Raw genomic sequence first — 23713 nt, 5'->3', positions numbered from 1 at the left:
TGCTTTTTTTTCAGGACGCGCGCCCCCGCGGAACTGCCATGGCAAGGCAGGCCCGGGGAACGGATACGGAGTGGCGACAGATTGAACCCGGAGCACCCAGGCTCCGGTTATTGCATTCAGGCAGCGCGAGCGCCGCCTTGAATTGCGTCGTCTTTGCGACGTTTACCAACGGACAGAATGGCGACCAGCGAGATGGCTACGGTTGCCAGCATGTACAGGGCCACTGGCTGCCAGTCACCTTTGTACTCGGACAGCAGCCAGGTTGCGATCAGCGGTGCCGTGCCGCCTGCCAGTGCGGCGCCCAGCTGATAGCCCAGGGTGATGCCGGTGTAGCGCACACGGGTGGAGAATATTTCCGAAGACAAGGTGCCAAGCACAGCGGTGACCGGCGACCAGAGCACGCCAAAGCCGATGACGGTGGCGACAGTGATGCCCCACTGGGTGTGGGTATCGAGCAGCATGAAATACGGCACGATGTACAGCGCGATGGCCAGGATGCCGCCGATGTACACGCGCTTGCGGCCGATGCGGTCAGACAGCCAGCCCATGACCGGAATCAGCAGCGAGGCTGTCAGGGCACCGATCATGACGGCGTTCAATGCTGAGACTTTCTGGTAGCCGAGGTTGTTCACCGCGTAGCTGACCACGAAGGTCGAAAAGATATAGAACGGCGCCGTCTCCACCACTTTCAGGCCTGCGGCGATCAGCACTTCACGCCAGTGATTGCGCAGTGTCTCCACGACCGGCATTTTCGAGACGTTACCGCTGGCCTTGGCTTTCTTGAAGTCCGGGGTTTCGTCGAGGCCGTGGCGGATCCACAGGCCGAGAAACACCAGACCTGCGCTCAGCACGAAGGGCACACGCCAACCCCAGGAGAGGAAGTCTTCCTCGGGCAGCATCGCCATCAGGCTCACTGCCATGGTGGCGAGCAGCATGCCCAGCGTCACGCCCACTTGTGGCACGCTGCCGAACAGCCCCTTGCGGTTGGCCGGTGCGTACTCATAGGCCAGCAACAACGCCCCACCCCACTCGCCACCAATGCCAAGGCCCTGTATCACTCGCAGCAAGATCAAAAGTATCGGTGCCCAGACGCCGATATGTTCATAAGTTGGCAGGCAGCCGATCAACACGGTTGCGCCCCCCATCAGCGACAACGTGATGACCAGGGTCTTCTTGCGCCCGATGCGATCGCCGATATGCGCAAACAGCACGCCGCCAATAGGGCGAATAAAGAACGTGAGGGAAAACGACAAGTAAGCCAGCAGCAGCCCAACGACCGGATCAAAGTTTGGAAAGAACAGTTTGTTGAAAACCAGCGCGGCGGCTGTTCCGTAAAGGAAGTAATCGAACCATTCAATCGAACTGCCCGTGAGGCTGGCGACCAGCGCGCGGCGGCGGGTCTTGGCCGATTGCTCCTCGGCGAGGGAAATGCTCATGTTTTTGTGCCTTATTTTTTTGGTTGGGCCACGATAACCCAAGTATCACTGGGTAGCACCGATCCTAGATTTCATTGAGCACAGGGTGCAACCACAGACTTTTCTATGGGTATTACAAAATGGATAACTGACGCGCAAATGCACCATTGCAGTGCACTTTCGGCAAGTGCCAAACGTTTGCTGCCTTTGCCTGGCACATAATTGTTTTTATTGAACAAAGATCCAACAAAGTTAATGGGGAGTATCAGGTTGCACCCGGTTGCACCTTAATGGATTCCGAGTTTAATCTGCGCACCGTTCCGTTAGCCAACTCCCTACCCGGTGATAACAACATGGCAACCACCACACTTGGCGTGAAGCTTGACGACGCCACCCGCGAGCGACTCAAACAGGCTGCACAACAGATCGCCCAAACCCCGCACTGGATGATCAAACAGGCCATCTTCAACTACCTGGAGCAGATCGAAGGCGGCATGAACCCAGCCCAGCACTCTGCCCTGGCCGCTGTTGCAGGCGAGGAGCAGGCAGAACACCTGGCTGAGGGCGCCTTGCAGGTATTTCTCGACTTCGCCGAGAGCGTCCTGCCGCAATCGGTGCTGCGCGCTGCCATCACCGCGGCCTATCGCCGCCCGGAAGCCGACGCCATACCGATGCTGCTGGAGCAGGCGCGCCAGCCGGCAGAGATGGCGAAAGCGACTCACCAGCTTGCTTACAACATTGCCCAGAAGCTGCGTAACCAGAAGAGCGCTGGCGGCCGGCAGGGGCTGGTACAAGGCCTGTTGCAAGAGTTCTCGCTGTCTTCGCAGGAAGGTGTGGCGTTGATGTGCCTGGCCGAGGCCCTGCTGCGCATCCCTGACAAGGGCACCCGTGACGCCTTGATCCGCGACAAGATCGCCAATGGCAACTGGAGCCAGCATCTGGGGCAGAGCCCGTCGATGTTTGTCAACGCTGCCTCATGGGGCCTGCTGATCACCGGCAAACTGGTGTCGACCCACAATGAAACGGGCTTGTCGTCCTCACTCAACCGCATCATCAGCAGGAGTGGCGAACCGCTGATCCGCAAAGGTGTGGACATGGCCATGCGCCTGATGGGCGAGCAGTTCGTCACCGGTGAAACCATCGGCGAGGCCCTGGCCAACGCGGCACGTCGTGAAGCAAAAGGTTTCCGCTACTCCTACGACATGCTGGGCGAAGCCGCACTGACCGAGCATGACGCACAGAAGTACCTGGCGTCCTACGAGCAGGCCATCCACTCGATCGGCAAAGCCTCCCATGGCCGCGGCATCTATGAAGGCCCGGGCATCTCGATCAAGCTGTCGGCGCTGCACCCGCGCTACAGCCGCGCCCAGTACGAGCGCGTGATGGAAGAGCTGTACCCGCGCCTGCTGTCGCTGACCCTGCTGGCCAAGCAATATGACATCGGCCTGAACATCGACGCCGAAGAGGCCGACCGCCTGGAGCTGTCCCTCGACCTGCTCGAGCGCCTGTGTTTCGAGCCGGCCCTGGCGGGCTGGAACGGGATCGGTTTCGTCATCCAGGCCTACCAGAAGCGTTGCCCGTACGTGATCGACTACATCATCGACCTGGCCAAGCGCAGCCGCCACCGCCTGATGATCCGCCTGGTAAAGGGCGCCTACTGGGACAGCGAAATCAAGCGCGCCCAGATCGACGGCCTGGAGGGCTACCCGGTCTACACCCGCAAGGTTTACACCGACCTGTCCTACATCGCCTGCGCCCGTAAGCTGCTGTCGGTCCCAGAGGCCATCTACCCGCAGTTCGCCACCCATAATGCTCACTCACTGGCGGCCATCTTCCATATTGCCGGGCAGAACTACTACCCGGGCCAATACGAATTCCAGTGCCTGCATGGCATGGGCGAACCACTGTACGAGCAGGTCGTAGGCAAGGTCGCCGACGGCAAACTGAACCGCCCGTGCCGCATCTATGCGCCGGTCGGCAGCCACGAGACCCTGCTGGCCTACCTAGTGCGCCGCCTGCTGGAAAACGGCGCCAACACCTCGTTCGTCAACCGTATCGCGGATCGCTCCATTACCCTGGATGAGCTGGTCGAAGACCCCGTTGTGCAGGTGGAGAAAATGGCCGCACAGGAAGGCGCACTAGGCCTGGCGCACCCACGCATCGCGCTTCCACGCAACCTGTATGGCGCCACTCGCCTCAATTCCGGCGGCCTGGACTTGTCCAATGAGCACCGGCTCGGCTCACTGTCCTCGGCGCTGCTCGCCAGCGCCAACCAGCACTACACTGCCAGCCCCACATCAAGCAACGAGCCCGGCCACCCGCGTACCGTTACCGCCGTACGCAACCCGGCGGATCATCGCGACCTGATCGGCCAGGTCTACGAAGCCAACGAAAGCGATGTGCAAAACGCCCTCCTCCGCGCCCAGGCCAGCGGCCCGATCTGGCAGTCGACCCTGCCCACCGAGCGAGCGGCCATTCTGGAGCGCGCCGCCGACCTCATGGAAAGCGAGATGCAGCAACTGATGGGCCTGTTGGTGCGTGAGTCTGGCAAGACCTTCAGCAACGCCATCGCCGAAGTCCGTGAAGCGGTCGACTTCCTGCGTTACTACGGCGCCCAGGCTGGCAGCTTCAGCAACGACAGCCATCGCCCCTTGGGCCCTGTGGTATGCATCAGCCCCTGGAACTTCCCGCTGGCAATATTCAGTGGCCAAGTTGCAGCTGCCTTGGCCGCCGGCAACACCGTGCTGGCCAAGCCTGCCGAGCAGACACCGCTGATCGCCGCCCAGGCCGTGCGCATCCTCCATGAAGCCGGGGTGCCGACCAGTGTCGTGCAACTGCTGCCAGGCCGGGGCGAGACCGTTGGGGCGAGCCTGGTCGGTGACAGCAGAATCAGGGGGGTAATGTTCACCGGTTCCACCGAGGTCGCCGGCATCCTCAGCCGCAACCTTGCCGGCCGCCTGGATGGCCAGGGCCAGACCTTGCCACTGATCGCCGAAACAGGCGGCATGAACGCGATGATTGTCGACTCTTCGGCACTCGCCGAACAGGTGGTCGCGGATGTCATCAGCTCTGCGTTCGATAGCGCCGGCCAGCGCTGTTCAGCGCTGCGGGTACTGTGCGTGCAGGCAGACGTGGCCGACCCTGTCTGCCAGATGCTGCGAGGCGCGATGGCCGAATACCGCGTTGGCTCGCCAGAGCGCCTGGATACCGACATCGGCCCGGTGATCGACCGCGAAGCCCGGGACAACATCCTCAACCACATCGAGCACATGCGCCGTAAAGGCCGCACCGTCTTCCAGGCTGCCCGGGCCGACGGCCAGGTACTGCAACGGGGCACGTTCGTGCTGCCGACCCTGATCGAACTGGACAGCCTCGACGAACTGGAGCGGGAGATCTTCGGCCCCGTGCTGCATGTGGTGCGCTACGAGCGCAGCCAGCTCAACGAACTGCTGGAGCAGATCAACGCCAGTGGTTACGGGCTGACCCTTGGCGTGCATACCCGCATCGACGAGACCATCGCCCAGGTGGTTGAAACCGCCCGCGTCGGCAACCTCTACGTCAACCGCAACATCGTCGGCGCTGTAGTGGGCGTGCAGCCGTTCGGTGGTGAAGGCCTATCCGGCACCGGCCCGAAGGCGGGTGGCCCACTGTACCTGTATCGCCTGCTCGCCACCCGCCCACTCGATGGCGTGGCACAGGCCCTGGCTGACGGCGACAGGCATCCGGTTGCAGCTCCCACAGATGTGGTGAACGCACGCAAGGCATTTGCCGCTTGGGCCGAGCAGAAAGAACCGGGTATCGCCAGGCTCTTCGCCCGGTATCTGGAACAGTCGCAAAGTTACACCACTCACCTGCTCGCCGGCCCCACCGGTGAGCGCAACAGCTACACCCTGCTGCCGCGGGAGGTGGTGCTGAACCTGGCCGAAAACCGCCTGGACCTGCTCGCCCAGCTCGCTGCCAGCCTGGCAGTCGGCAGCCGCGCGCTATGGCTGGATAGCCATGAGGCCCTGCGCGCAGCACTGCCGGCATCGGTGCAAGCGCGCATCGACAGCATCAGCGACTGGACCGACCCGCAAGCCCGTTTCGACGCGATCCTGTACCACGGCGATAGTGATCAGTTGCGCCATGTCAGCCAGCTGTGCGCACGGCGCCACGGCGCCATCGTCGGCGTGCACGGCCTGGGTCGAGCTGACACTGACATTCCGCTGGAGCGCCTGCTGATCGAGCATGCCCTTAGCGTCAATACCGCAGCGGCCGGAGGTAACGCCAACCTCATGACCATCTGCTAGGCCCCACGATCGAACCCGCGCAGCGCCCCTTTGCGCTGCGCACCTTCGCACTACAACGAGGAACCACCATGAACGCACTTTTCCTGGGCTACGGTCGCATGGGCAGCGCCATTGGCCAAGCCTGGCTCAAGGCCGGCCTGGTCAGCCATGTCAGCGCCGTTGACCCCTACCTGCAAACAGCCAACCAAGTGTCCCTCTACAGCAGCGTCGAAGCCCTGCCTACACTGCCGTTTGACATCATTGTGGTGGCGGTCAAGCCAAACTACGCATGCGAAGTGCTGGCTGCGCTACCCCACGCAGTTCGTGAACACGCCGTAGTCATTTCGGTCGCCGCAGGTGTGCCCCATGACAAGCTCAGCCTGGCACTAGGCCACGGCTGCCCGGTGGTACGGGCGATGCCCAATACGCCGGTACTGGTCAACGCGGGCTGCACCGGCCTGTTCGCTCCGCCTGACCTGGATGCAGCCCTGCGCGAGCGGGTAACTCGGCTATTCGAAGCCGTCGGCAGCGCCAGTTGGGTAGAGCACGAGGACCTGCTGGATGCTGTGACGGCTTTGTCCGGCAGCGGCCCGGCGTACTACCACCTGTTCAGCGAGGCCCTGGCTGCCGCAGGTGTCGGGTTGGGCCTGAGCCCGGAACTGGCAAAGACCCTGGCAGCACAGACAGCCCTGGGTGCCGCAACGCTGCAGACCCAGCCAGACGCAGACTTTGTAGCGCTACGCACCGCAGTCACCTCGCCCAATGGCACCACGGCGGCGGCGATCACCTCGTTCGAACACGATGACGGCTTGCGCCGGCTGGTCGACGCCGCGGTGCAGGCCGCCCATTCACGTTCGCAAGCGCTCTCGCGCGAATCCTGAAAGCCCTGGGCAGCGGGCGGCCAGCAGGGCTGCCAACGCTGCACCACGTAGCCGATGTACAACGCCTATGAAGCTCCATCAACTTAAAGTGTTGGTCACCATCTGTGAGAGCGGCAGCTTTCAGGAAACTGCACGTTTGCTGCACCTTTCCCAGCCTGCGCTCTCCAGGACCATCAAGGAACTTGAGACATCGCTCGGGGTGCCTCTGTTGGTCCGTTCCAACCGCGGCATCACCACCACCGAATTCGGCGAACGCCTGGTACGCAGGGCCCGCCTGATGCTGGAAGAGGCCAATCGTGCCAGGGAAGAAATCGCAGCGCTGAAGGGGGAAACCAACGGCCGGGTATCGATCGGCTTGTCACCGGCGACGCCTCGTGCACAAGTGATTGCGGCGATCAATCAATACAGCGAACGCTACCCAAAGGTGCGCCTGCGCATTCATGAGATGCGCCCTTCAAAGCTGATGGAAGGCCTGCGTGAGGGGCAAGTGGACCTGGCATTGTCGTGCCAACCGGCCAGTCGCTATGGCGACGGGTTCCAATGGACCGAGCTTTACCACCAGCCGACCGCATTGGTGGTACGCCGAGGCCACCCACTGCGCCACACACGTTCCCTTGAACAGCTACGCGATCAGCGCTGGCTGCTGCAGGAGCCATTGGATAGCTCGCAGATCGGCTTGATGTTTGAGCAGTACCAGCTGGCGCCCCCGGAAAACATTCTTGAATGTTCAGCCGGGATCATTTTTTGCGAACTGGCCCGCACCACGGACGTGATCAGTTTTTGGCCGCTTCGCATGCTCGACTACGTCAACCGAGATGGTCAGGCCATGGAGATACTGAACATTGAGGAACAGGTGCCAGCGCTCAATATCTCCCTGGTCTATCGGAACCAGGAGCTTCTCACACAAGAAGCCCGGCTGCTCGCCGATGAGCTCGTGTATGTATTTACCAACTCAGGGACGCCGCCGCATAACGGCGGTTACTGAGATGGCGTGATTGACTGCAGGTTGCAGGTCGTCGAGCAGTCGGCCGATTGCCGTCGCCCCGTCCCGGAACATCATGCAGCCCAGGTTTCGTGAAGATGACGCCATAGCACGCGCTCGCCCTGAAGGCTGAACAGTGCTGTGGAGATCCGTGTCTTCGCGTCCTGGCCGGGTAGCCGGTGTGTCTCCTGATAGCGGATCACTGCCCCCTGCGGCCACTGCGCCAAGGTTTCCAGCGCGGTCAGCTCGATGACCAAACCTGGCTGGCCGCCTGCACGCTTTGCGAACAGGCTGGCTACCTCCTGCAGGCTTACCTGAAGTCCGGTAGGGGTGATCATGGAGAAGTCCTGGGTGAAGCGCGCGATCATCGCCTCAACCTGGCCCTCCCCTCTGGCGAAGAGCGCCTCGATCAGTACGTGCAGGTCGATGACTTCTTGTAGGTAAGGATTCATGGCGTTCCAGTCCTGGATTGATAAGCTGATTGATGCCGCAGGTGTCATCACACCGACAATGTGGAGTGCTCTGGCGACTGCGCACCCAGCGCCCGTTTCAACACTTCGTAGAGTCTGCCGTCACCCGACTGAGCAACGTTGAAGCGCAGGAAATCCCCCGCCGTCATCGACTGGCTGAACGCATTACCAGGCGCCAGCACTACACCTTCATTCAGGCAGGCCCTGGCCAGCGTTGCTGCATCCTTGCCTTCAGGGAGCTGGCACCACAGGTACATGCCTGCCTGGGGAATCATCCACGGCTTGATACCAATGGCCTGAAGCCTCGGCACCGTTCTGTCCATTGCCTCGCCTAACCGGTGGCGCACACCTTCCATGTGTTTTCGGTACCCGCTATCCGTAATCGCTTGATAGATGAGGTCCGCGGCCAAGCGTCCCCCTCCGAAGGTGGTCGCGATCTTCAGGTCGACCAGGCTCTCGATCCATTCACCACGGGCGGCGATGTAGCCGCATCGGACTGAAGCGGAGATGGTCTTGGAAAAGCTGCCTATCTGGATCACCCGCGAGAGGCCGTCGAAGGCAGACAGCCGAGGCGCGGGGGCATTCTCGAAATCCGCGAAGATGTCGTCCTCCACGATCACCAGGCTGGAGGTGTCGACCAGCTTCAGCAGCCTGTGCGCGGTGACTGGCGACAGGCTGGCCCCGGTTGGGTTGTGGATGCCGGAATTGGTGATGTACAACCTGGGAGCGTGCCTGAGCAGGGCTGCGGCAAACGCATCGATGTCCGGGCCCGTCTGCGTGTAGGGTACGCCAACAATGTTCACCCTGTGGGCTTTGAGCAGTGCGTGAAAATTGAAATAGCAGGGGTCGTCGACCAGGACCGTGTCCCCCGGCTCCAGCAGAAATCGGCAAATCAGGTCGATGGCGTGGGTGCCCGACTCGGTGAGCATGATCTGCTCCAGCGGGGCTTCGATGCCGATGCCAGCCAGCCGTCGCGACAGGAACTGCCTGAGCGGCGGATGCCCAAGCGGCGACGCGTACTCGGCCAGTTTCACCGTGTCGGAACGGGCTGCGACTCGCAGCGCTTTACGCATGCCGGCTTCGTACATCCAGGCGGCAGGCAGCCACCCGCACCCTGGTTTCAGCGCATCGCTGGAGGTTTCAAGAGACTGGCGCGAGATCCACAGCGGGTCGACCTCACGATCGAGCCTGGGGCCGAGTTCGGTCAGCGCCAAGGGCGCCACGGGCCCTGCCACGTAATAGCCAGAGCCAGGGCGAGCGCTGAGTACACCCTCTGCCATCAACCGTTCATAGGCCTCAAGGACGGTAGAAACCGATACCTGCATGGCCTGCGCCATTGCCCGCACCGAAGGGATTCGCGCACCTGGGGTGTAGGTCCGGGAGGCTATCCTCGACTGCACCTCACCCATGACGGTCCGAATCAGCGTTCCACTGCGTTTCATCGCACCCTCAACTGTGCTGGATTAATGTGCATAACAGTTCGGTCAAACTGTATTGGATTGTACATGGCCTTGATGAGCCCGTCAGTGATGTACTGAACCCGGACTTATCGAGGACTGGGTGATGGAAAAATCAACAAGCGGGTGGATCAATGGCTTCATAGGCGTTGCAATCTTCGCCGGCTCGCTGCCGGCCACCCGTGTGGCAGTGACGGCCTTCGAACCGACCTTCCTGACCTGTGCCAGGGCAACGATTGCCGCCCTGCTGGGTGCGCTTTTCTTGCTTGTGCTGCGCCAGCCTCGACCAGAACGCGGTGACTTGTGGTCATTGGCGGTAACAGCATTGGGCGTGGTCATCGGTTTTCCGCTGTTGACGGCACTGGCCCTGCAGCACGTCACCTCTGCGCACTCCATTGTCTTTGTCGGGCTGCTGCCGCTGTGTACTGCCGGGTTTGCCGTGCTGCGGGGCGGTGAGCGACCTCGGCCACTGTTCTGGCTGTTCTCGTTGACGGGTGCCGGAATCGTCGTTGGTTATGCGCTGATGAATGGCGGGGAGGCATCTGCGCTAGGCGATCTGCTGATGATGGCCGCGGTCATTGTCTGTGGGTTGGGTTATGCCGAAGGGGCGCGCCTTTCGCGGACGTTGGGGGGTTGGCAGGTGATCAGTTGGGCGTTGCTGGTGGCGTTGCCACTGATGCTGCTGCTGACCATCACTAATCTTCCGACGCCAGATGCCTTCGCCAAAGTAAGCGCCCCTGCGTGGTTCAGCCTCGGCTACGTTTCACTGTTCAGCATGCTGATCGGTTTTGTGTTCTGGTACCGGGGGCTGGTCCAGGGTGGCATTGCAGCAGTGGGCCAGTTGCAACTCTTTCAGCCGTTCATGGGGCTTGGGCTGGCAGCGTTGCTGCTGCACGAACAGGTCAGCTGGATGATGCTGGTGGTGACGCTGGGGGCTGTCATCTGTGTTGCCGGGGCCAAGAAGTACGCTTTGTAGTGCTCCCCACCGGCAGCAATTGTAGGCCAAGTTGACGCTCGACCAACTGAGCACCCAGCGGCAGGGTCGGTGAAAAACCATCAAGTGGTCCAGGGTGCAACGCCCCATAGCCTTCTATCGCCTTGTTCAGGTATGTTCCTGCCCCAAAACCGACTGGTACTCATGGAAGAATCGATGCGGATCTACATCACTCACCCTGGCGTTGTGGCAATTGCAGGATGTTGGCTGAAGTCTTGCACTCACTCGTCAATCAACAAAACGAGTCGAGTAGCGTGAAACTCCACCAAATCAAAGCACTGGTCGCGGTAGACCAATGTGGCAGCATCAATGAAGCCTCCCAACGGCTGCATGTGACACAACCGGCATTGAGCCGCTCCATCAAGGAACTTGAGCGCGAACTGGGGCTGACGTTGATGCAGCGCACCTACAAGGGCATGTCGCTGACCGAAGAAGGCCGGCGCGTCCTTCGCCACGCGCAGATGGCGGTGGAGAGCATGCGCCGGCTACAGATCGAGGCTGACAACATTCATGACGCCGCCGTCGGTGAAGTGGCCGTCGGGGTAACGTCCCTGACAGCGGTGTTGCCGGAATTCGGGCCATGCATCAGTGATTTCCAGGCGAAAAACCCGCGTGTGCGGCTCAAGCTCACCGAGCAGCGCCCAAGCCACATCGTCCAGCGCCTGCGCGACGGCTCGCTGGACTTCGCCCTCACCTCACAACAGAACACGCAACGGCTTAACCTGGACTGGGAAGCCGTGCAACGCATCAAGGGCAATGTGTTCTGCCACCCCAGCAACCCGCTGCGCCATGCGCGCTCACTGCGTCAATTGCAGTACGCCAACTGGATCAGCCTGGATGCGGTTGACGATCGTTCCTCGCAGTTTTACCAAATGTTCGAGGTGAACGACGTCAACCCGCCGCAGAATGTCATCGAGTGCTCTTCCATGCTGCTGGCATTGGGCTTGGTGGAGAACGCAAACGCGTTCATGACGCTCAGTGATTTTGCCGCAGCCAGTACCCTGACACCGGTGCCGACCGCAAAACTGACCAGGGTCGACGTGGAGGAAATCATCCCCGAATACCCTATCTACCTGGTCAGCGTCGATCGGCACGCGCTGACGTCACCGGCCCGGGAGCTGTTCCATAGCCTGCGCGCCAGGCTGCAGCGCTAGAAGTGGTAATACATGCCGATGGCCACATTCTGCGGGTCATCGCCGCTTTGCTCGAGCGGTATGCCCGCATAGCTGACAGCTGAGTTGCGGTGGTTGGCGATCATTGCCAAACGCCCGTAGATTGCCCACGTGGGCCGCAGGAAGTGGTCATAGCCGAGCATCATCCCGTAGGCGTCCTTGTCGCCAAATTCGATGTCGCGCTTGACCAGCGCCAGGCGTGCGACATCGGCTTTGCCTACCGGTGCACTGAGGCCCAGGGTCCACGCCTGCATGCTGGGCGTGCCGTGATAGTCCACGTCCTGGCGCTGCCAGGTCAGGCTGCCAGCCACCGGCCCGAAATCGCGAAAGACCGACGCACTCTTGAAGTAGTTGTGGGTTTGCCGATTGTCATCACCCCAGGGGTCGCTCAGGTAATCGTTGTAAGACCCCAGCACAATCCACTGCGCGTCGCTGTACTGCACGCTCACGCCCTTGCCCCGCAGGGTCTTGCCTGAACTGGCGGTGTCGTTCCAGCCGAAGGTTACCGCGCTGCCCACGCTGATGCCCGCGAATTTTGGGGTGGTGTAGGCCAGGGTATGCTTGGGCCGCATGTCGAGGTAGAAGGCCCCGTTGCCCGCCGGCGGGCTGGTCAGGTAGGTGTAGGGTGACCCGTAGGTAGCCAGGAACGGGTCGGTGTAGGTGGGTGTTCCCATGCCGTAGGTCTTGCCGAATTCCAGCTTGCCATAATCGCGCGAACGCAGTGCGACCAGTGCCAGGCGCAAACCGCCAATCTGCTTCCAGTGCTGTGACAATGCCTGACCGTTGACGTTGAAGCCCTCCTCCACGTCCATTTCGAGCACCGTGTCCGGCCCGAATGCCTTGCGCATGTACAGCCCCAGCTTGTTGGTCCAGGCACCGCCGCCAGCGATCTTGTAGCCTGAGTAATGGCCGGAGTCCTGGTAGTTCACGAACGCATCGACCGTGCCATACACCTTGAGCTTGTCGTCATAACCCTTGTCCACGTTGTAATAACCGAAGCCCGGTGCCACCCGCGCCAATGAGGGAAACCCCTCTGCCTCGCTTGCCAGTGGCAAGCCGAGCCCGACGAACATGATGGCCAGCGACCGAGTACGTGTAGCGAACGCCCCCATTGCAGACTCTCCGTGCAAGTGTGTACGGGTTCGCAGCCTCCACGAAAATAAAAATGCTCGGAAATCGCCAATTTGGTAAGGCTATGCCTTGTTGTTAATTGGCTGTGTTCAACGCGGGATAACACCGTCGCGTTTCGCCCCGAGTGAGGTGGCAGAAAACGGCAAATGAAGGTTCTCAGGCCACTACCACTCACCAGCCGGGCAAACAATGTGTGCAAGGCCAGGCTGAAAATCCCGCCTGCGCATCCGATTGGTGCGCTTTTGACCTGCAAACGGCGACCTTATTAACCGTTGGTAATGTGCTTGTAAAAAGCGCAAGTGATTCAGCGCCCGGGTTACTCGATAGTTCGTCCACAACACGAATGACTCGGAGAGAGCCCATGACTACTCTGCACCCGGATACCCGCCTGGCGACCGACACACGACCTGTCGAAAAACCTGGCGTCGGCTCCAGACGCACCACCGTGGCGTGTGCACTAGGCAACGCCCTCGAGATGTACGATTTCACCATCTACAGTTTTTTCGCCGTGATCATTGCGAAGAACTTCTTCCCGGCACAGTCACCGGTGGCATCGTTGCTGATGTCGCTGACCGCATTCGGTGTGGGCTTCCTGATGCGCCCCGTGGGGGCCTTGGTCATCGGCCGGCTGGCCGACCGAAAGGGCCGCAAGGCCGCCCTGACCCTGACCATCGGGTTGATGTGCCTGGGCACCGCGTTGATCGCCTTCGCCCCCACCTACCAGCAAGCGGGCGTATTCGGCACGGTGATGCTTGTGATCGGGCGCCTGACCCAGGGGTTTTCCGCAGGGGGTGAAGTGGGCACGGCATCGGTACTGCTGATGGAGTCCACCACCACCCGCAGCCGTTGCGCGAGCGTCAGCTGGCAAGCCGCCAGCCAAGGTTATGCAGCCCTGGTAGGGGCCGGCATCGGCCTGCTGCTGAGCAGCGTCATGAGCACGCCGGACCTCGAAAGCTGGGGCTGGCGCATTCCCTTCCTGGTCGGCCTGCTGATCGGCCCGGTCGGCTGGTACATTCGTCGCTGCATGCCCGAAACCCTCGAGCAGCAGGCGCCCTGCATGCCTGGCCCAGTACCCGCCAAACCCGATTGGCGCAGCGTGATCGACCTGCGCCACACCGTGCTGGCGACCGGGTTGATGGCCAGCGCGACCATCGGCATGTACCTGTTCATCTTCTACATGCCCTCGTACCTCATCACCACGTTGCACTACCCGCAGCGCAGCGCCATGGCGATTGCCTGTGTCGCTGCCGCATGCCTGGCGATCATCAGCCCGATTGCCGGGCGCTACGCCGACCGCCATCGCCTGCGCAAGAAACTGCTGGCGTGGACCGTTGCCCTCCCGGTCATCAGCGCATGGCCGGCCTTCTGGCTGTTGTCGCACACCACCGACCTGTATGCCGCGATGCTGATCGTGGCGCTGCTGGTATTGCCTGGGTGCGCCGGCACGGGGGCGTTCTTCGCCTTGATCATGGAGGGCTTCGCCAAGCCGCAGCGCGCCTTGGGGACCTCCGTCAGCTACAGCTTTGGTGTCACCTTGTTTGGTGGCTTCTCACCGCTGATCGCCACTTGGCTGACGTCGACCTTGAACGACCCGTTGGCACCCGCCTTCTATCTGCTGGCCGGTGGGGCAATCAGCCTCGCCTGCCTGAAACTGTTCCCCGAAAACATCGGAAGGGCCTGAACCATGGATGCGCTACAAACCTGCACTGCCTTGAGCGAAACCGAATTACACGCCTTCGCGGCCCTGCGCCGCCAGATTCATGCGGCGCCGGAACTGGGCGGCGATACCCCGCACACTGCTGAGCTGGTTGCTGCCAAATTGCAGCAATGGGGCTATCAGGTGCATCGAGGGATCGGTGGGCATGGGCTGGTCGGTGTGCTGCGCAAGGGCCAGGGCACGCGCCGTATCGGCCTGCGTGCCGACATGGACGCACTGCCCATGCAAGAGAAAAACACCTTTGCCCATGCCAGCCAGATTCCCGGGCGCATGCACGCCTGCGGCCACGACGGCCACACGGCAATCTTGCTGGCGGCCGCCTATCGCCTGGCGAATTGCCCCTTCAACGGCACGCTGAACCTGATCTTCCAACCTGACGAAGAAGGCCTGTGCGGCGCCAAGGCGATGATCGACGACGGCCTGTTCGAGCGATTCCCCTGCGACGCCATTTTTGCCTTGCACAACATGCCTGGCGCCCCCGTGGGCAGTGCGGTAGTGCAGGCAGGGCCCACAATGGCCTCCTCGGAACGGGTACAGGTGCACATCACTGGCAAAGGTGGCCACGGTGCCATGCCGGAACTGGCCGTGGACCCTTTGCCTGTGGTGGCAAGCCTGATCAACGCCATCCAGACCATCAAGTCGCGCAACCTTGCCCCGGAGGAGTACGCCGTGGTCAGTATCGGCATGTTGCAGGCCGGTAGCGTGTACAACATCATCCCGGACGAGGCCAGCATGCTGATCAGCGTGCGCACCGACACTGCGCAGACCCAGCAGAAGATCAACCAGCGCCTGGAACAGATCGTTCGTGGCCATGAGCAGGCGTTCGGTGTCGCCATCGCATTGACCTTCACTCAACTGGCCCCTGCCCTGATCAACCACACGGCCGAGACAGAGCAGGTTCGTCAAAGCCTGACACCGCTGTTCGCACCAGGGCAGCTGCACAGCAAAGGGCCAAAGGTCATGGGCACGGAGGATTTTGCCTGGATGCTGACGCAGGTACCGGGCTGTTACTTCATGCTGGGCAACGGCGAAGGTGAGTTTCACGGCTGCTCGGTGCACAACCCGCACTACGACTTCAATGACGAGCTCATCCGCCTGGGCGCGGATTGCTGGTACAAGCTGGTCAGTGATTTCCTGGTTTAGGTGGGTGTCGCGTGCGTGGCGATCAGCGATCGCCCGCTGGTTGGCACGGGTGGCTTTTGTAGTCGGCCCTGTAGCGGTGGACGGTGAAGGGTTCCGCTGGATCGGGGTTCTGCAATTATTGAAAATACAGCAGACCCAGTGCCTTGCTGGCCTGGGTCTGCTGCAGATGTCTACCGCGTGCCCGGATCGACTGCTATCTGCGCGCTCACCTTGCTCAACTGCAGGTTGTAGCGTTCAGCCCGTTGATCACATCGTCGAAGGACTTGCCGAAGAACTTCGCGTCACGCTCGATCGGGTTGCTGTTCTTCCACGCCATCTGGCGCTGCTCATTGTACTTGTAGCCACCGGTCCTGGCCGTGTCGATGGCCTGGCGGCCCTTGCCGACGAACTGGTTCATCTGGCTGAGCAGCACAGTGCAGCCGGGGGTCTTGGCGGTGCTCTGCTTGTGCCAGCCTTCGATCATCTGCGCGGTCTTGCCCAGGCTTTCTTCGAACGGCTTGACCGACGCCTCGGCCCCGGCCGACTGGAAGAACTCCGAGGACAAGCGCACAGACTGCTTGGCGTACAGCACGATACCGGCGCGGTAGTACGCCAGCGAGCCCTTTTCGGCTTCGTCGAACGCTTGCTGGGTGTTGATCTCGTCGCGCTTGCTCAGGCCGTCGTAGAACTTGACCTGTTCGACGGCAACGCTTTCGAGCGCCGCGTCCAGGGCAGGCTCCATGTCCTTGCCCTTTTTGCCGCCGTCGCTCAGGTAACCTTTGGTGTCGGCGTAGTTGGCCAGCTCGCTGTGGATCGGTTCGAGTTTTTCCAGTGCCACCAGCATCTCCTTTGCCGGCTCGTCCAGCTCCGGCATCGGCGTCGACAAGGCCAGGGCCTTCTTCAGGTTGTCGCGCAGGCCGCTGATGTCATAGGCGCTGAACAGGTAATACTCGGTCAGCTTGTTCTTCGACGTGAGCTGCTTCGAATACTCTGTACGGCGATGTTCCAGAATGGCCGCGAAGTTGCCACCACGGTTCGCGGCGTCGACATAGGCGTTGTATTTTTCGATCTCGATCTGTTCAGCGCTGGGTTGCTCAGTTGCCGCCTGACCTTGCCGGGCCGCTGCTCTGCCAGGCGCCTGGCCGTTATCGCAACCTGCCAGCAGAACCCCGGCCGCGACCAGCAGTCCTAGCCATACACATCTTGCTTGCATTGTCTTCTTCCTTGATTTGTCGAGAGGCGATCGGCTACCGACACATTGCCACTAGCCGGGAGCGGTATCCTAGAGCGCCAAGGCGCGATGAAGTTCACACAAAAACCAACTTTTTGCTTTTTTGCGTCTGACTTCTCATTCTGCGGCCGTGACTGCCTCGTAAACTTGTGTTCGCAACGAAAAGCAATTCTCCGCGATTGTCGGGATTGGCCTGGATACGACCAATAGGGCCAGCACATGCACTTGAAGCGCTTGGCGACGTTCCAGGTCCGCTTCTTTGCGTAGGCACACTCATCAACGATATTGACCTAGCCCGTCTGAAAAGCACCCATGAGGGGATGCTTGATCTGCTCGGCTGAACTCACTTGTAGGCAAGGACTTGAACGATGAATTGGAAAGCTCTGGAACAGGCGCTGTTCGACGCCGCCAGGCAGGCATTGCAAACGCTGCTCGATGAGGGGGGCAGCCCTTTGTATGCCGCAGCGTTTCATGCCAGCTACCGAGAAGAAGAGGCGGTTCTGTCGCTGCCCAGCTTTGCCGCAAACAGCCTGCAAGCACTCAGCGAAGACTGCCCCGACGAGGAAGATGAAAGCTTCAGTTCAGTGAAGTGGAACCCGGTGGACTGGCGCTGGGATTGGGAAATCTGCACGGGTGAACCGTTCACGCGGCTCGATCATGAACTGCAAGCCCACGCCAATCGGCTTGGCCCTCGCCAATGGCAAGCGGCTGAGCAACGCTTGCTGGTCACCGTTAGCCGTGCTGCCAGATCGCTGGGCCGCCATTTTAGTCAGCACCCGGGTGTGACGCCTGGCTTCGTGGTCATTTTTCATGACTTTGCAGGCTACATGTCCCTGGCCAAGCGCAGCATGACTCGCCAGCAGTTCGAGGTTAATTTCCCTGTCGAACTGGCCATTGAAAACACCCTGCACGATGTCGCGGCCTTGCCGCTCGCCGAACAGGTCACGTTCTATGTCAGCCGCTTACATTGTTCGGATGGCATTTCGGGGGAAGACGCAGAGCGCTGGCTGATTGCCAACGGCCGTTGCGCACAAACAGCACTTATCGAGCAACTCGACGGGCAGAGAGCGCCTGCCGCTGCCGCGCGTATTCTCGGGCTGGCCGGCATGACTGATGAGCCCGTCATCCAGGCCCTGCGCCGACAGGCAATTGAGGCCCGTGAGCAGCCGACCCGCAACTGGTGCGCAAATGCCTTGGGTTACCTTGAGGATTTCGACTGGCTTATGCAGCAAGCGCCCGACGTCGCTGTCGCGGGTATTTGCGCTAACTTCGACGGTTTCCGCTGGCGAGGCGTGCAGCCGCCGGTGCTGAACTACACCCCCGTTGAGCGCCTGCTTGATCAGCGCCCTGCGCTTCGGGCGGCTGTTGAAGAGACCTTTGAAGAAGTCCACGGCCAGATCGATACCACCACCGCCGATGTCAGCGAAGCCTTGCGCGGTTTGGTTTCACCTCACGTAGCCATTCGTCGTCATGCTGTGAGTGGACTGAATAACCGTGGCCTGCAGCCCGGCGACACGCTTCGAGCCATCGAGGCGCTACGCCTGGCAACACTGGATACCGATGAACACGTGCGGCACGTCGCGGGTCTTGGCCTGGAAGCGATGAAACCCATCCTGGCTCATCGTTCTTCGTGAGTGCATCGCAAATGGGTTGTCGGTAATCTCTGAAATCTGAAGGTCGGCTAAGGGTCGTTAACCGCCATTCGCGAATGGACAGCTTTCGACCCAGAGCCGCCGGTGAAGTTGGCAGTGATTCTGTGGGAGCGGGCTTGTCCCGCGAAGAGGCCGGCCCATGCGATTCAGTTACCTGGCACGGGCTACGCCCGTGTTCGCGGGGCAAGCCCGCTCCCACAAAGATCGCCTCTGAGGTCACTGGCGGCTCTGGGGCGAGAGCGGTCAATCGCAACCGGCAGCTTTCGACCCAAAGCGGCCATTGCGCAAGTACTGCTATTGCTCATTTTTCGAGGCCGGCGCAAACCCTGTGGGAGCGGGTTTACCCGCGAAGCAGGCAACGCGGAGGATGGCACGGGCTTCGCCCGTGTTCGCGGGTAAACCCGCTCCCACAAAGATCACCTCAGATACGAATGTCCGCTATGGGTCGTTAACCGCCATTCGCAAAGGACAGCTTTCGACCCATAGCGGACTTTTTACGCCATTTCACGCAACTAGGTTCGCAGCCAATGGTAGAGGTCGTATTTCGATTGCATGTTTTGAGAATGTTGGTTCTCGGACTTGGCATCTGGGATGGCAACTCGGCGAACCCAGAGCGGGAACCACTCGCCATCCCGCACATCGCCATGGTTAGCGACTCGCACATTCTTCGCCATGCCTCGCTCGCAGGCACCGAATTGGAAGAAGTTCACCTGCGCCTCAATCAAACTACATTTATTCGAGCCACCTTTCTGGTGAGGGTAGTAGAGTTGGAAGAGGTCATCCTCCCAGAAACAAATTGGACAAATGTCGTGTGACCCTGGGGGCTCCTCGAAGACTGCATATCCGCAGCATGGGCAGGTAAACATCAAATCACTTATGGGTGCCATCTACTTTTGCTCGATTTTAGCCACATGCTGAACAACTGCAATGGGAAAAAGCGGCCATTCACGTGAACGGCTGCTCTCAGCGGCCCCCCTCCTCATGGGATGCTCACACCCCAATCACCGCTTCAACTTCTGCCTTGCATTGAAGTAGCGCCGCCTTCAGCACTTCCAGATTGTCGTGGAAGCGCAGTGCCGGGACTGCCAGCGAGATCGCATAGTGCTCCGATAGCCCGCTGCGGATATGCACGCCGATACCGCAAACACCCTGGGCGTGCTCTTCCTGATCGATGGCCCACCCTTGTCGTCTGGCGACACTCACTTGCTCCATCAGCACATCGAAAGAGACGATGGTCAACGCTGTGCGACGTTCAAGGGGTGCCGTCAGCATCTGGGTCAAGTGCGCTTCCGAGAACGTGCTCAGCAGCGCCTTGCCATGCGCGGTGCAATGGATGGGAAATGCTGTGCCCACCGGGGAAACGACGCGCAATTCCTGATCCGAGGGATATTGATCCACGGAAATGGCATGAAGCCCTTTGTACACGGAGACATCGACAGTCTCACGGGTACGCCGCCCGAGGCTCTCGACATAAGGCCGGGCAATTGCCACCAGATCTGTGTGGGCAGACGCCGCAAGCCGAACAAGTGCGGGACCCAGCCGAATCCCCGAGCTGCCGGTAATCACCATCTGCTGAGCTTCCAGCGCCGTCACGATGCGATGCACTGTAGTACGTGGCAACCCGGACGCCTTGGCAACCTGGCTCAGGCTCAATCCATCGCGCTGATTTTCCAGCGTTTTCAACACCGCAGCGGCACGCGCGATGACCTGCTTTCCAGCACCCTCTGCTTCAGATGTCACCTCTTCCCCCCTTTGCCATTCGTCGATCCTCTCGTTGACATCGACAGGATAACCCAACATGCTCTGTTCCGTTATTCGGATATGTGTTCCATTTAACGGGCAAGCCTATGAATCCACCACTTTCTCGATCAGGATCTCTCGTGCTACTGGCAGTCGCGTCGCTGACCATCATGGTCGGGTGCGTCATCGTCCCGGGGTTGCCTACCATTGCTCACAAACTGGGCGTCGGTAACGCTGCCAGTTGGCTGGTCACTGTCCCGTCGTTGGGTGTCATCGTCTTTGGGCCAATGGCGGGCAAGCTCATCGACCGAATCGGGCTATACAAGAGCTTGTGCCTTGGCCTGTTTGCCTACGGGCTGTTAGGCATGCTGGGCTGCATTTTTCACGGCCCAGCGATATTTGTAGACCGACTCCTTCTGGGAGGATCGACGGCCATGATCATGGCCGCCGGAACCGGGCTGATCTCGGAGTTCTACGAAGGCAATGCCCGGTTGAACATGATTGCCAGGCAAGGCATGTCAATCGAGCTGGGCGGCGTGCTCTTTCTCTCCGCAGCCGGCCTTCTGGCAAACGTGGGATGGCAGTGGCCATTCGCGCTGTACCTGTGCGCGTGGGTGCTGCTTGCGCTGGTGCTGGTATGCGTGCCACAGCCTTCCGTTACCAGGCACGCGACGCCAGCAGGCGAGATCTCTCGTTCGCCCTCGGCTGCGCTGAGGCTTGTGTATGCGTTAGCCACGCTCTCCATGATCGTATTCTTCAGCGCGATCATCATGCTGCCATTGCGGTTGCATGACATTGGCCTCAATGAAGCCCAGGTCGGGTACTTTCTGTCTGGTGTTTCACTGGTTGCGGTGGGAGCAGCGGCCCTCATGCCCATTGCTGCCCGCAAGGCAGGCGAACACGCAACACTGATTTTCGGATTGGCTTTTTACGCGCTGGCGCACTTGGCGTTTGTGACCGCAGAGGGCATGACGTTGATGATCGAAGCCGGAATTTGCCTTGGTCTTGGATTCGGGCTCACCGTGCCATTGCTCAACCACATGACCATCGAGCTCAGTCATGCTGCCCAGCGGGGACGTAATCTGGCCTGGCTTTCTGTAGCAATCTTCGGCGGGCAGTTCCTTTCTTCATTCATCGAGTTCGTGCCAGGAGGGCGAACCTATGGATTTCTGTGGGCAGCCGGCGTGGCCTTGGTGGCGTGTGCGATAGTGGCAGGTAGTGCCAGCCGGCGCCGATTCAGAGCCACTTCTTGAGGAGCCTGGCCCTCAGAGGAATGGATGGAAAGCTGTGGGTGGAAGCTTGCGCCCCATTCAGTGCATCCAGTTTGCTCGTTGGCGGGTATTGCTAGTGGGCGGTTTGTGACTGCCCAGCCAAATCACCTGTCAGGAGCACTCCCCATGAGCCTCAAAACCTCCGCCTGCCTGCTCGCCTGCAGCCTCGCCCTGGCGCTGCAGCCCGTACACGCCCAAGCCCCGCTGCCAGATGCGGTCAAGGTCCCCGATGGCCATCGTGTCTTGCTTGAGACCGTCGGCGTTGGCGAGATCACCTACGAGTGCCGAGACAAGGCCAACACCCCCGGGCAAACCGAATGGACCTTCGTCGGCCCCAAGGCCGTGCTCAATGACCGCGCCGGAAAACAGGTGGGTGACTACTTCGGCCCACCTGCCACCTGGCAGGCCAAGGATGGGTCGAAAGTAACCGGCACCCAGCTGGCGGTGGCGCCGGCCGACAAAGGCGCCCTGCCCTACCAACTGGTCAAGGCCAACCCGGCCGAGGGCAAGGGCGCCATGCACGGCGTCAGCTACATTCAGCGCCTGGCCACCCGCGGCGGCGTGGCCCCGGCAAGCGACTGCACGGCGCAAAACAAAGGCGCCCGGCAGGTCGTCCAGTACCAGGCCGACTATGTGTTCTGGACAGCCAAGTGAAGGGCACTTGAGCAGACACCTTGCAATCGTTCATCTACGCTCGTTGGCAAGCCCCCGGCTCAATGGCCGGGGTACCTTGCACACATCAAGGAATGCGGACACGTTGGACTCGCCTGCCACCCACTTCGACTTCGACCGTTGTCTCAAAGCCTGTGCCCAGGGCGACCGCCAAGCCCTGCATGCGCTCTACGATCACGAGGGTGCACGCCTGCTGGGTGTTGCCCGGCGCATCGCGCGTGACGACGCCACCGCCGAAGATATCGTCCACGATGCAATCATCCGCATCTGGACCCGCGCTGCCAGCTTCGACCCGGCGCGCGGCTCGGCCCGGGGCTGGATCTACAGCATCACCCGCCACCTGGCGCTGAACACGATCCGCGATACTCGCCGTGAAACCGTGCTGGATGACGCCGACATCGATACTTCAACCGCAGTGCAGGGCGGCTTTGATGACATTGACCTCTGGTCAGGCTCGGCGAAAATCTACCGTTGCCTCGAACAATTGCAGCCAGCCCCCCAGCGTTGCATCCTGCACGCCTATGTGGACGGCTGCAGCCACGCCGAAATCGCCGGGCTGCTGGGTGCACCTTTGGGCACCGTCAAGGCCTGGATCAAGCGCAGCCTGAAGGCGCTGCGGGAGTGCCTGGAATGAACCCGGATACTGCCGAAGCACTGGACACCCTCGCCGGCGAATACGTTTTGGGGACCTTGTCGCCCCAGCAACACGCCGCGGTCACCCAACGCCTGGGCACCGACCCATCCTTGCGCGCCGCAGTGGATGCCTGGGAGGCACGCCTGCTGGAGCTGACCGCGCTGGCTGCTGCGCGGCCACCGAGCGCCCGCCTGTGGGGCCGTATCCAGCGTAGCCTGAATGAACTGGCCGCACCCTCAGTCAAGTGGTGGCAACGCCTCGGCCTATGGCAGGCACTGAGTGCTGCGGGGCTGGCTGCAAGCGTGTTGCTGGCGTTCATGTTGCTGACAACACCCCCGCCCACCACTCAATTCGTGGTCGTGCTGGTGGCGCCGAGCAGCCAGGCCCCCGGCTGGGTGGTTCAGACCAGCGACAGCCGTATGATCGAGCTGATCCCGCTTGCCAAGGATGCCGTCCCCGAAGGCATGGCCCTGCAGTTCTGGACCAAGGGCGAGCAGTGGCGCGCACCGGTGTCGCTGGGCCTGGTCAAACCTGGTGAACCCTACCGGGTTCCGCTACTGAGCCTGCCACCGTTGGAGGCCAACCAGTTGTTCGAGCTGACATTGGAGAAAGCCGGCGGTTCGCCCACCGGGCTGCCGACGGGGCCGGTGAAATTCATTGGCCGCGCGGTAAAAGTGATATGACCCCAAAAGTCTGCCGGAACTGACCGACAGGGGTCGATGGCGATTCTTCACGGCGGTCAGCAATCGACTCAAGGCTGCCAGGGAGTTTGCCAGTGATTCGGTGAAAGCCGGCTTGCCCCGCAAAGAGGCCAGCCCCATGAATTGGAGTTGCCTGGCACGGGCTACGGTGCCCGTGATTCGATACACGAGATAACAAATGAAGTACCTCAGGGCATATTTAT

Annotated in this window: 19 protein-coding genes; 12 read left to right on the top strand and 7 right to left on the bottom strand. The window is 61.0% G+C overall.

Translation table 11 applies throughout. The features are described from left to right. Positions 1-116 precede the first annotated feature (116 nt). Complete coding sequence (locus OCX61_RS09675) at positions 117-1436, bottom strand: MFS transporter (protein ID WP_261943579.1); 1320 nt, start codon at positions 1434-1436, stop codon at positions 117-119. A 332-nt stretch (positions 1437-1768) separates the two neighbouring features. Between OCX61_RS09675 and putA the strand changes: the two genes are divergently transcribed. The 3 genes from putA (at position 1769) to OCX61_RS09660 (ending at position 7549) form a co-directional block, all read left to right on the top strand. Then, positions 1769-5704: a trifunctional transcriptional regulator/proline dehydrogenase/L-glutamate gamma-semialdehyde dehydrogenase gene (putA, locus tag OCX61_RS09670; protein WP_261943578.1), complete on the top strand. Its 3936-nt coding sequence runs from the start codon at positions 1769-1771 to the stop codon at positions 5702-5704. 68 nt (positions 5705-5772) lie between these two features. Next, positions 5773-6564, top strand: coding sequence for a pyrroline-5-carboxylate reductase (gene proC, locus OCX61_RS09665; RefSeq protein WP_261943577.1), 792 nt, complete (start codon positions 5773-5775; stop codon positions 6562-6564). A 67-nt stretch (positions 6565-6631) separates the two neighbouring features. Then, positions 6632-7549 carry a LysR family transcriptional regulator gene (locus OCX61_RS09660; protein WP_261943576.1) on the top strand — a complete coding sequence of 306 codons (918 nt, stop codon included), beginning with the start codon at positions 6632-6634 and terminating at the stop codon, positions 7547-7549. Positions 7550-7620: 71 nt separating this feature from the next. Here the strand turns inward: OCX61_RS09660 and OCX61_RS09655 are convergent, their stop codons facing one another. Together OCX61_RS09655 and OCX61_RS09650 are read right to left on the bottom strand one after the other, a co-directional pair. Beyond that, a complete protein-coding gene (locus OCX61_RS09655) occupies positions 7621-7998 on the bottom strand; it encodes a DUF4440 domain-containing protein (protein ID WP_261943575.1) in 378 nt (125 codons plus the stop codon). Positions 7999-8045: 47 nt separating this feature from the next. Then, positions 8046-9458 (bottom strand): aminotransferase-like domain-containing protein, encoded by a 1413-nt coding sequence (locus OCX61_RS09650; protein WP_261943574.1) that lies wholly within the window; start codon positions 9456-9458, stop codon positions 8046-8048. A gap of 121 nt (positions 9459-9579) precedes the next feature. Between OCX61_RS09650 and OCX61_RS09645 the strand changes: the two genes are divergently transcribed. Then, positions 9580-10449, top strand: a complete 870-nt coding sequence (locus OCX61_RS09645) for a DMT family transporter (RefSeq protein ID WP_013971616.1) — start codon at positions 9580-9582, stop codon at positions 10447-10449. A gap of 272 nt (positions 10450-10721) precedes the next feature. Further along, a complete protein-coding gene (locus OCX61_RS09640; protein ID WP_261943573.1) occupies positions 10722-11621 on the top strand; it encodes a LysR family transcriptional regulator in 900 nt (299 codons plus the stop codon). Here the strand turns inward: OCX61_RS09640 and OCX61_RS09635 are convergent. Further along, a complete protein-coding gene (locus tag OCX61_RS09635) occupies positions 11618-12751 on the bottom strand; it encodes a porin (protein ID WP_410011098.1) in 1134 nt (377 codons plus the stop codon). The two genes, OCX61_RS09640 and OCX61_RS09635, sit on opposite strands and share 4 nt — an antisense overlap. 380 nt (positions 12752-13131) lie before the next feature. Here OCX61_RS09635 and OCX61_RS09630 point away from each other — a divergent pair, with 380 nt between their 5' ends. Both OCX61_RS09630 and OCX61_RS09625 read left to right on the top strand, forming a co-directional pair. Then, the gene (locus tag OCX61_RS09630) at positions 13132-14451 is read left to right on the top strand and encodes an MFS transporter (protein WP_261943572.1); all 1320 of its coding nucleotides are present in this window, start codon (positions 13132-13134) and stop codon (positions 14449-14451) included. A 3-nt stretch (positions 14452-14454) separates the two neighbouring features. Beyond that, a complete protein-coding gene (locus OCX61_RS09625; RefSeq protein ID WP_261943571.1) occupies positions 14455-15630 on the top strand; it encodes a M20 aminoacylase family protein in 1176 nt (391 codons plus the stop codon). A 214-nt stretch (positions 15631-15844) separates the two neighbouring features. Here the strand turns inward: OCX61_RS09625 and OCX61_RS09620 are convergent, their stop codons facing one another. Further along, positions 15845-16822, bottom strand: coding sequence for a YiiG family protein (locus OCX61_RS09620; protein ID WP_261943570.1), 978 nt, complete (start codon positions 16820-16822; stop codon positions 15845-15847). Between the two features lie 386 nt (positions 16823-17208). Here OCX61_RS09620 and OCX61_RS09615 point away from each other — a divergent pair, with 386 nt between their 5' ends. After that, complete coding sequence (locus OCX61_RS09615; RefSeq protein WP_261943569.1) at positions 17209-18474, top strand: DUF4303 domain-containing protein; 1266 nt, start codon at positions 17209-17211, stop codon at positions 18472-18474. 530 nt (positions 18475-19004) lie between these two features. On the opposite strand, the gene OCX61_RS09610 is transcribed toward OCX61_RS09615, so the two are convergent. Continuing rightward, positions 19005-19358, bottom strand: a complete 354-nt coding sequence (locus tag OCX61_RS09610) for a CPCC family cysteine-rich protein (RefSeq protein ID WP_261944288.1) — start codon at positions 19356-19358, stop codon at positions 19005-19007. Positions 19359-19482: 124 nt separating this feature from the next. Beyond that, entirely contained in the window at positions 19483-20292 is an 810-nt protein-coding gene (locus tag OCX61_RS09605) for an IclR family transcriptional regulator (RefSeq protein WP_261943568.1), read from the bottom strand. An 80-nt stretch (positions 20293-20372) separates the two neighbouring features. Between OCX61_RS09605 and OCX61_RS09600 the strand changes: the two genes are divergently transcribed. From OCX61_RS09600 to OCX61_RS09585, 4 genes are all read left to right on the top strand, one after another. After that, positions 20373-21485 (top strand): MFS transporter, encoded by a 1113-nt coding sequence (locus OCX61_RS09600; RefSeq protein WP_261943567.1) that lies wholly within the window; start codon positions 20373-20375, stop codon positions 21483-21485. A gap of 144 nt (positions 21486-21629) precedes the next feature. Beyond that, positions 21630-22157 (top strand): DUF3455 domain-containing protein, encoded by a 528-nt coding sequence (locus OCX61_RS09595; RefSeq protein WP_261943566.1) that lies wholly within the window; start codon positions 21630-21632, stop codon positions 22155-22157. 103 nt (positions 22158-22260) lie between these two features. Further along, entirely contained in the window at positions 22261-22809 is a 549-nt protein-coding gene (locus OCX61_RS09590; protein WP_261943565.1) for a sigma-70 family RNA polymerase sigma factor, read from the top strand. After that, positions 22806-23492, top strand: a complete 687-nt coding sequence (locus OCX61_RS09585) for an anti-sigma factor (protein WP_261943564.1) — start codon at positions 22806-22808, stop codon at positions 23490-23492. The genes OCX61_RS09590 and OCX61_RS09585 overlap by 4 nt, the downstream gene beginning before the upstream one ends. Positions 23493-23713 lie beyond the last annotated feature (221 nt).

The organism is Pseudomonas sp. LRP2-20, assembly GCF_024349685.1.
In the GTDB taxonomy this organism is placed as follows: Bacteria; Pseudomonadota; Gammaproteobacteria; order Pseudomonadales; family Pseudomonadaceae; genus Aquipseudomonas.
Note: the sequence above shows the minus strand (reverse complement) of the source record. Positions and strands in the feature narration are given on the sequence as shown.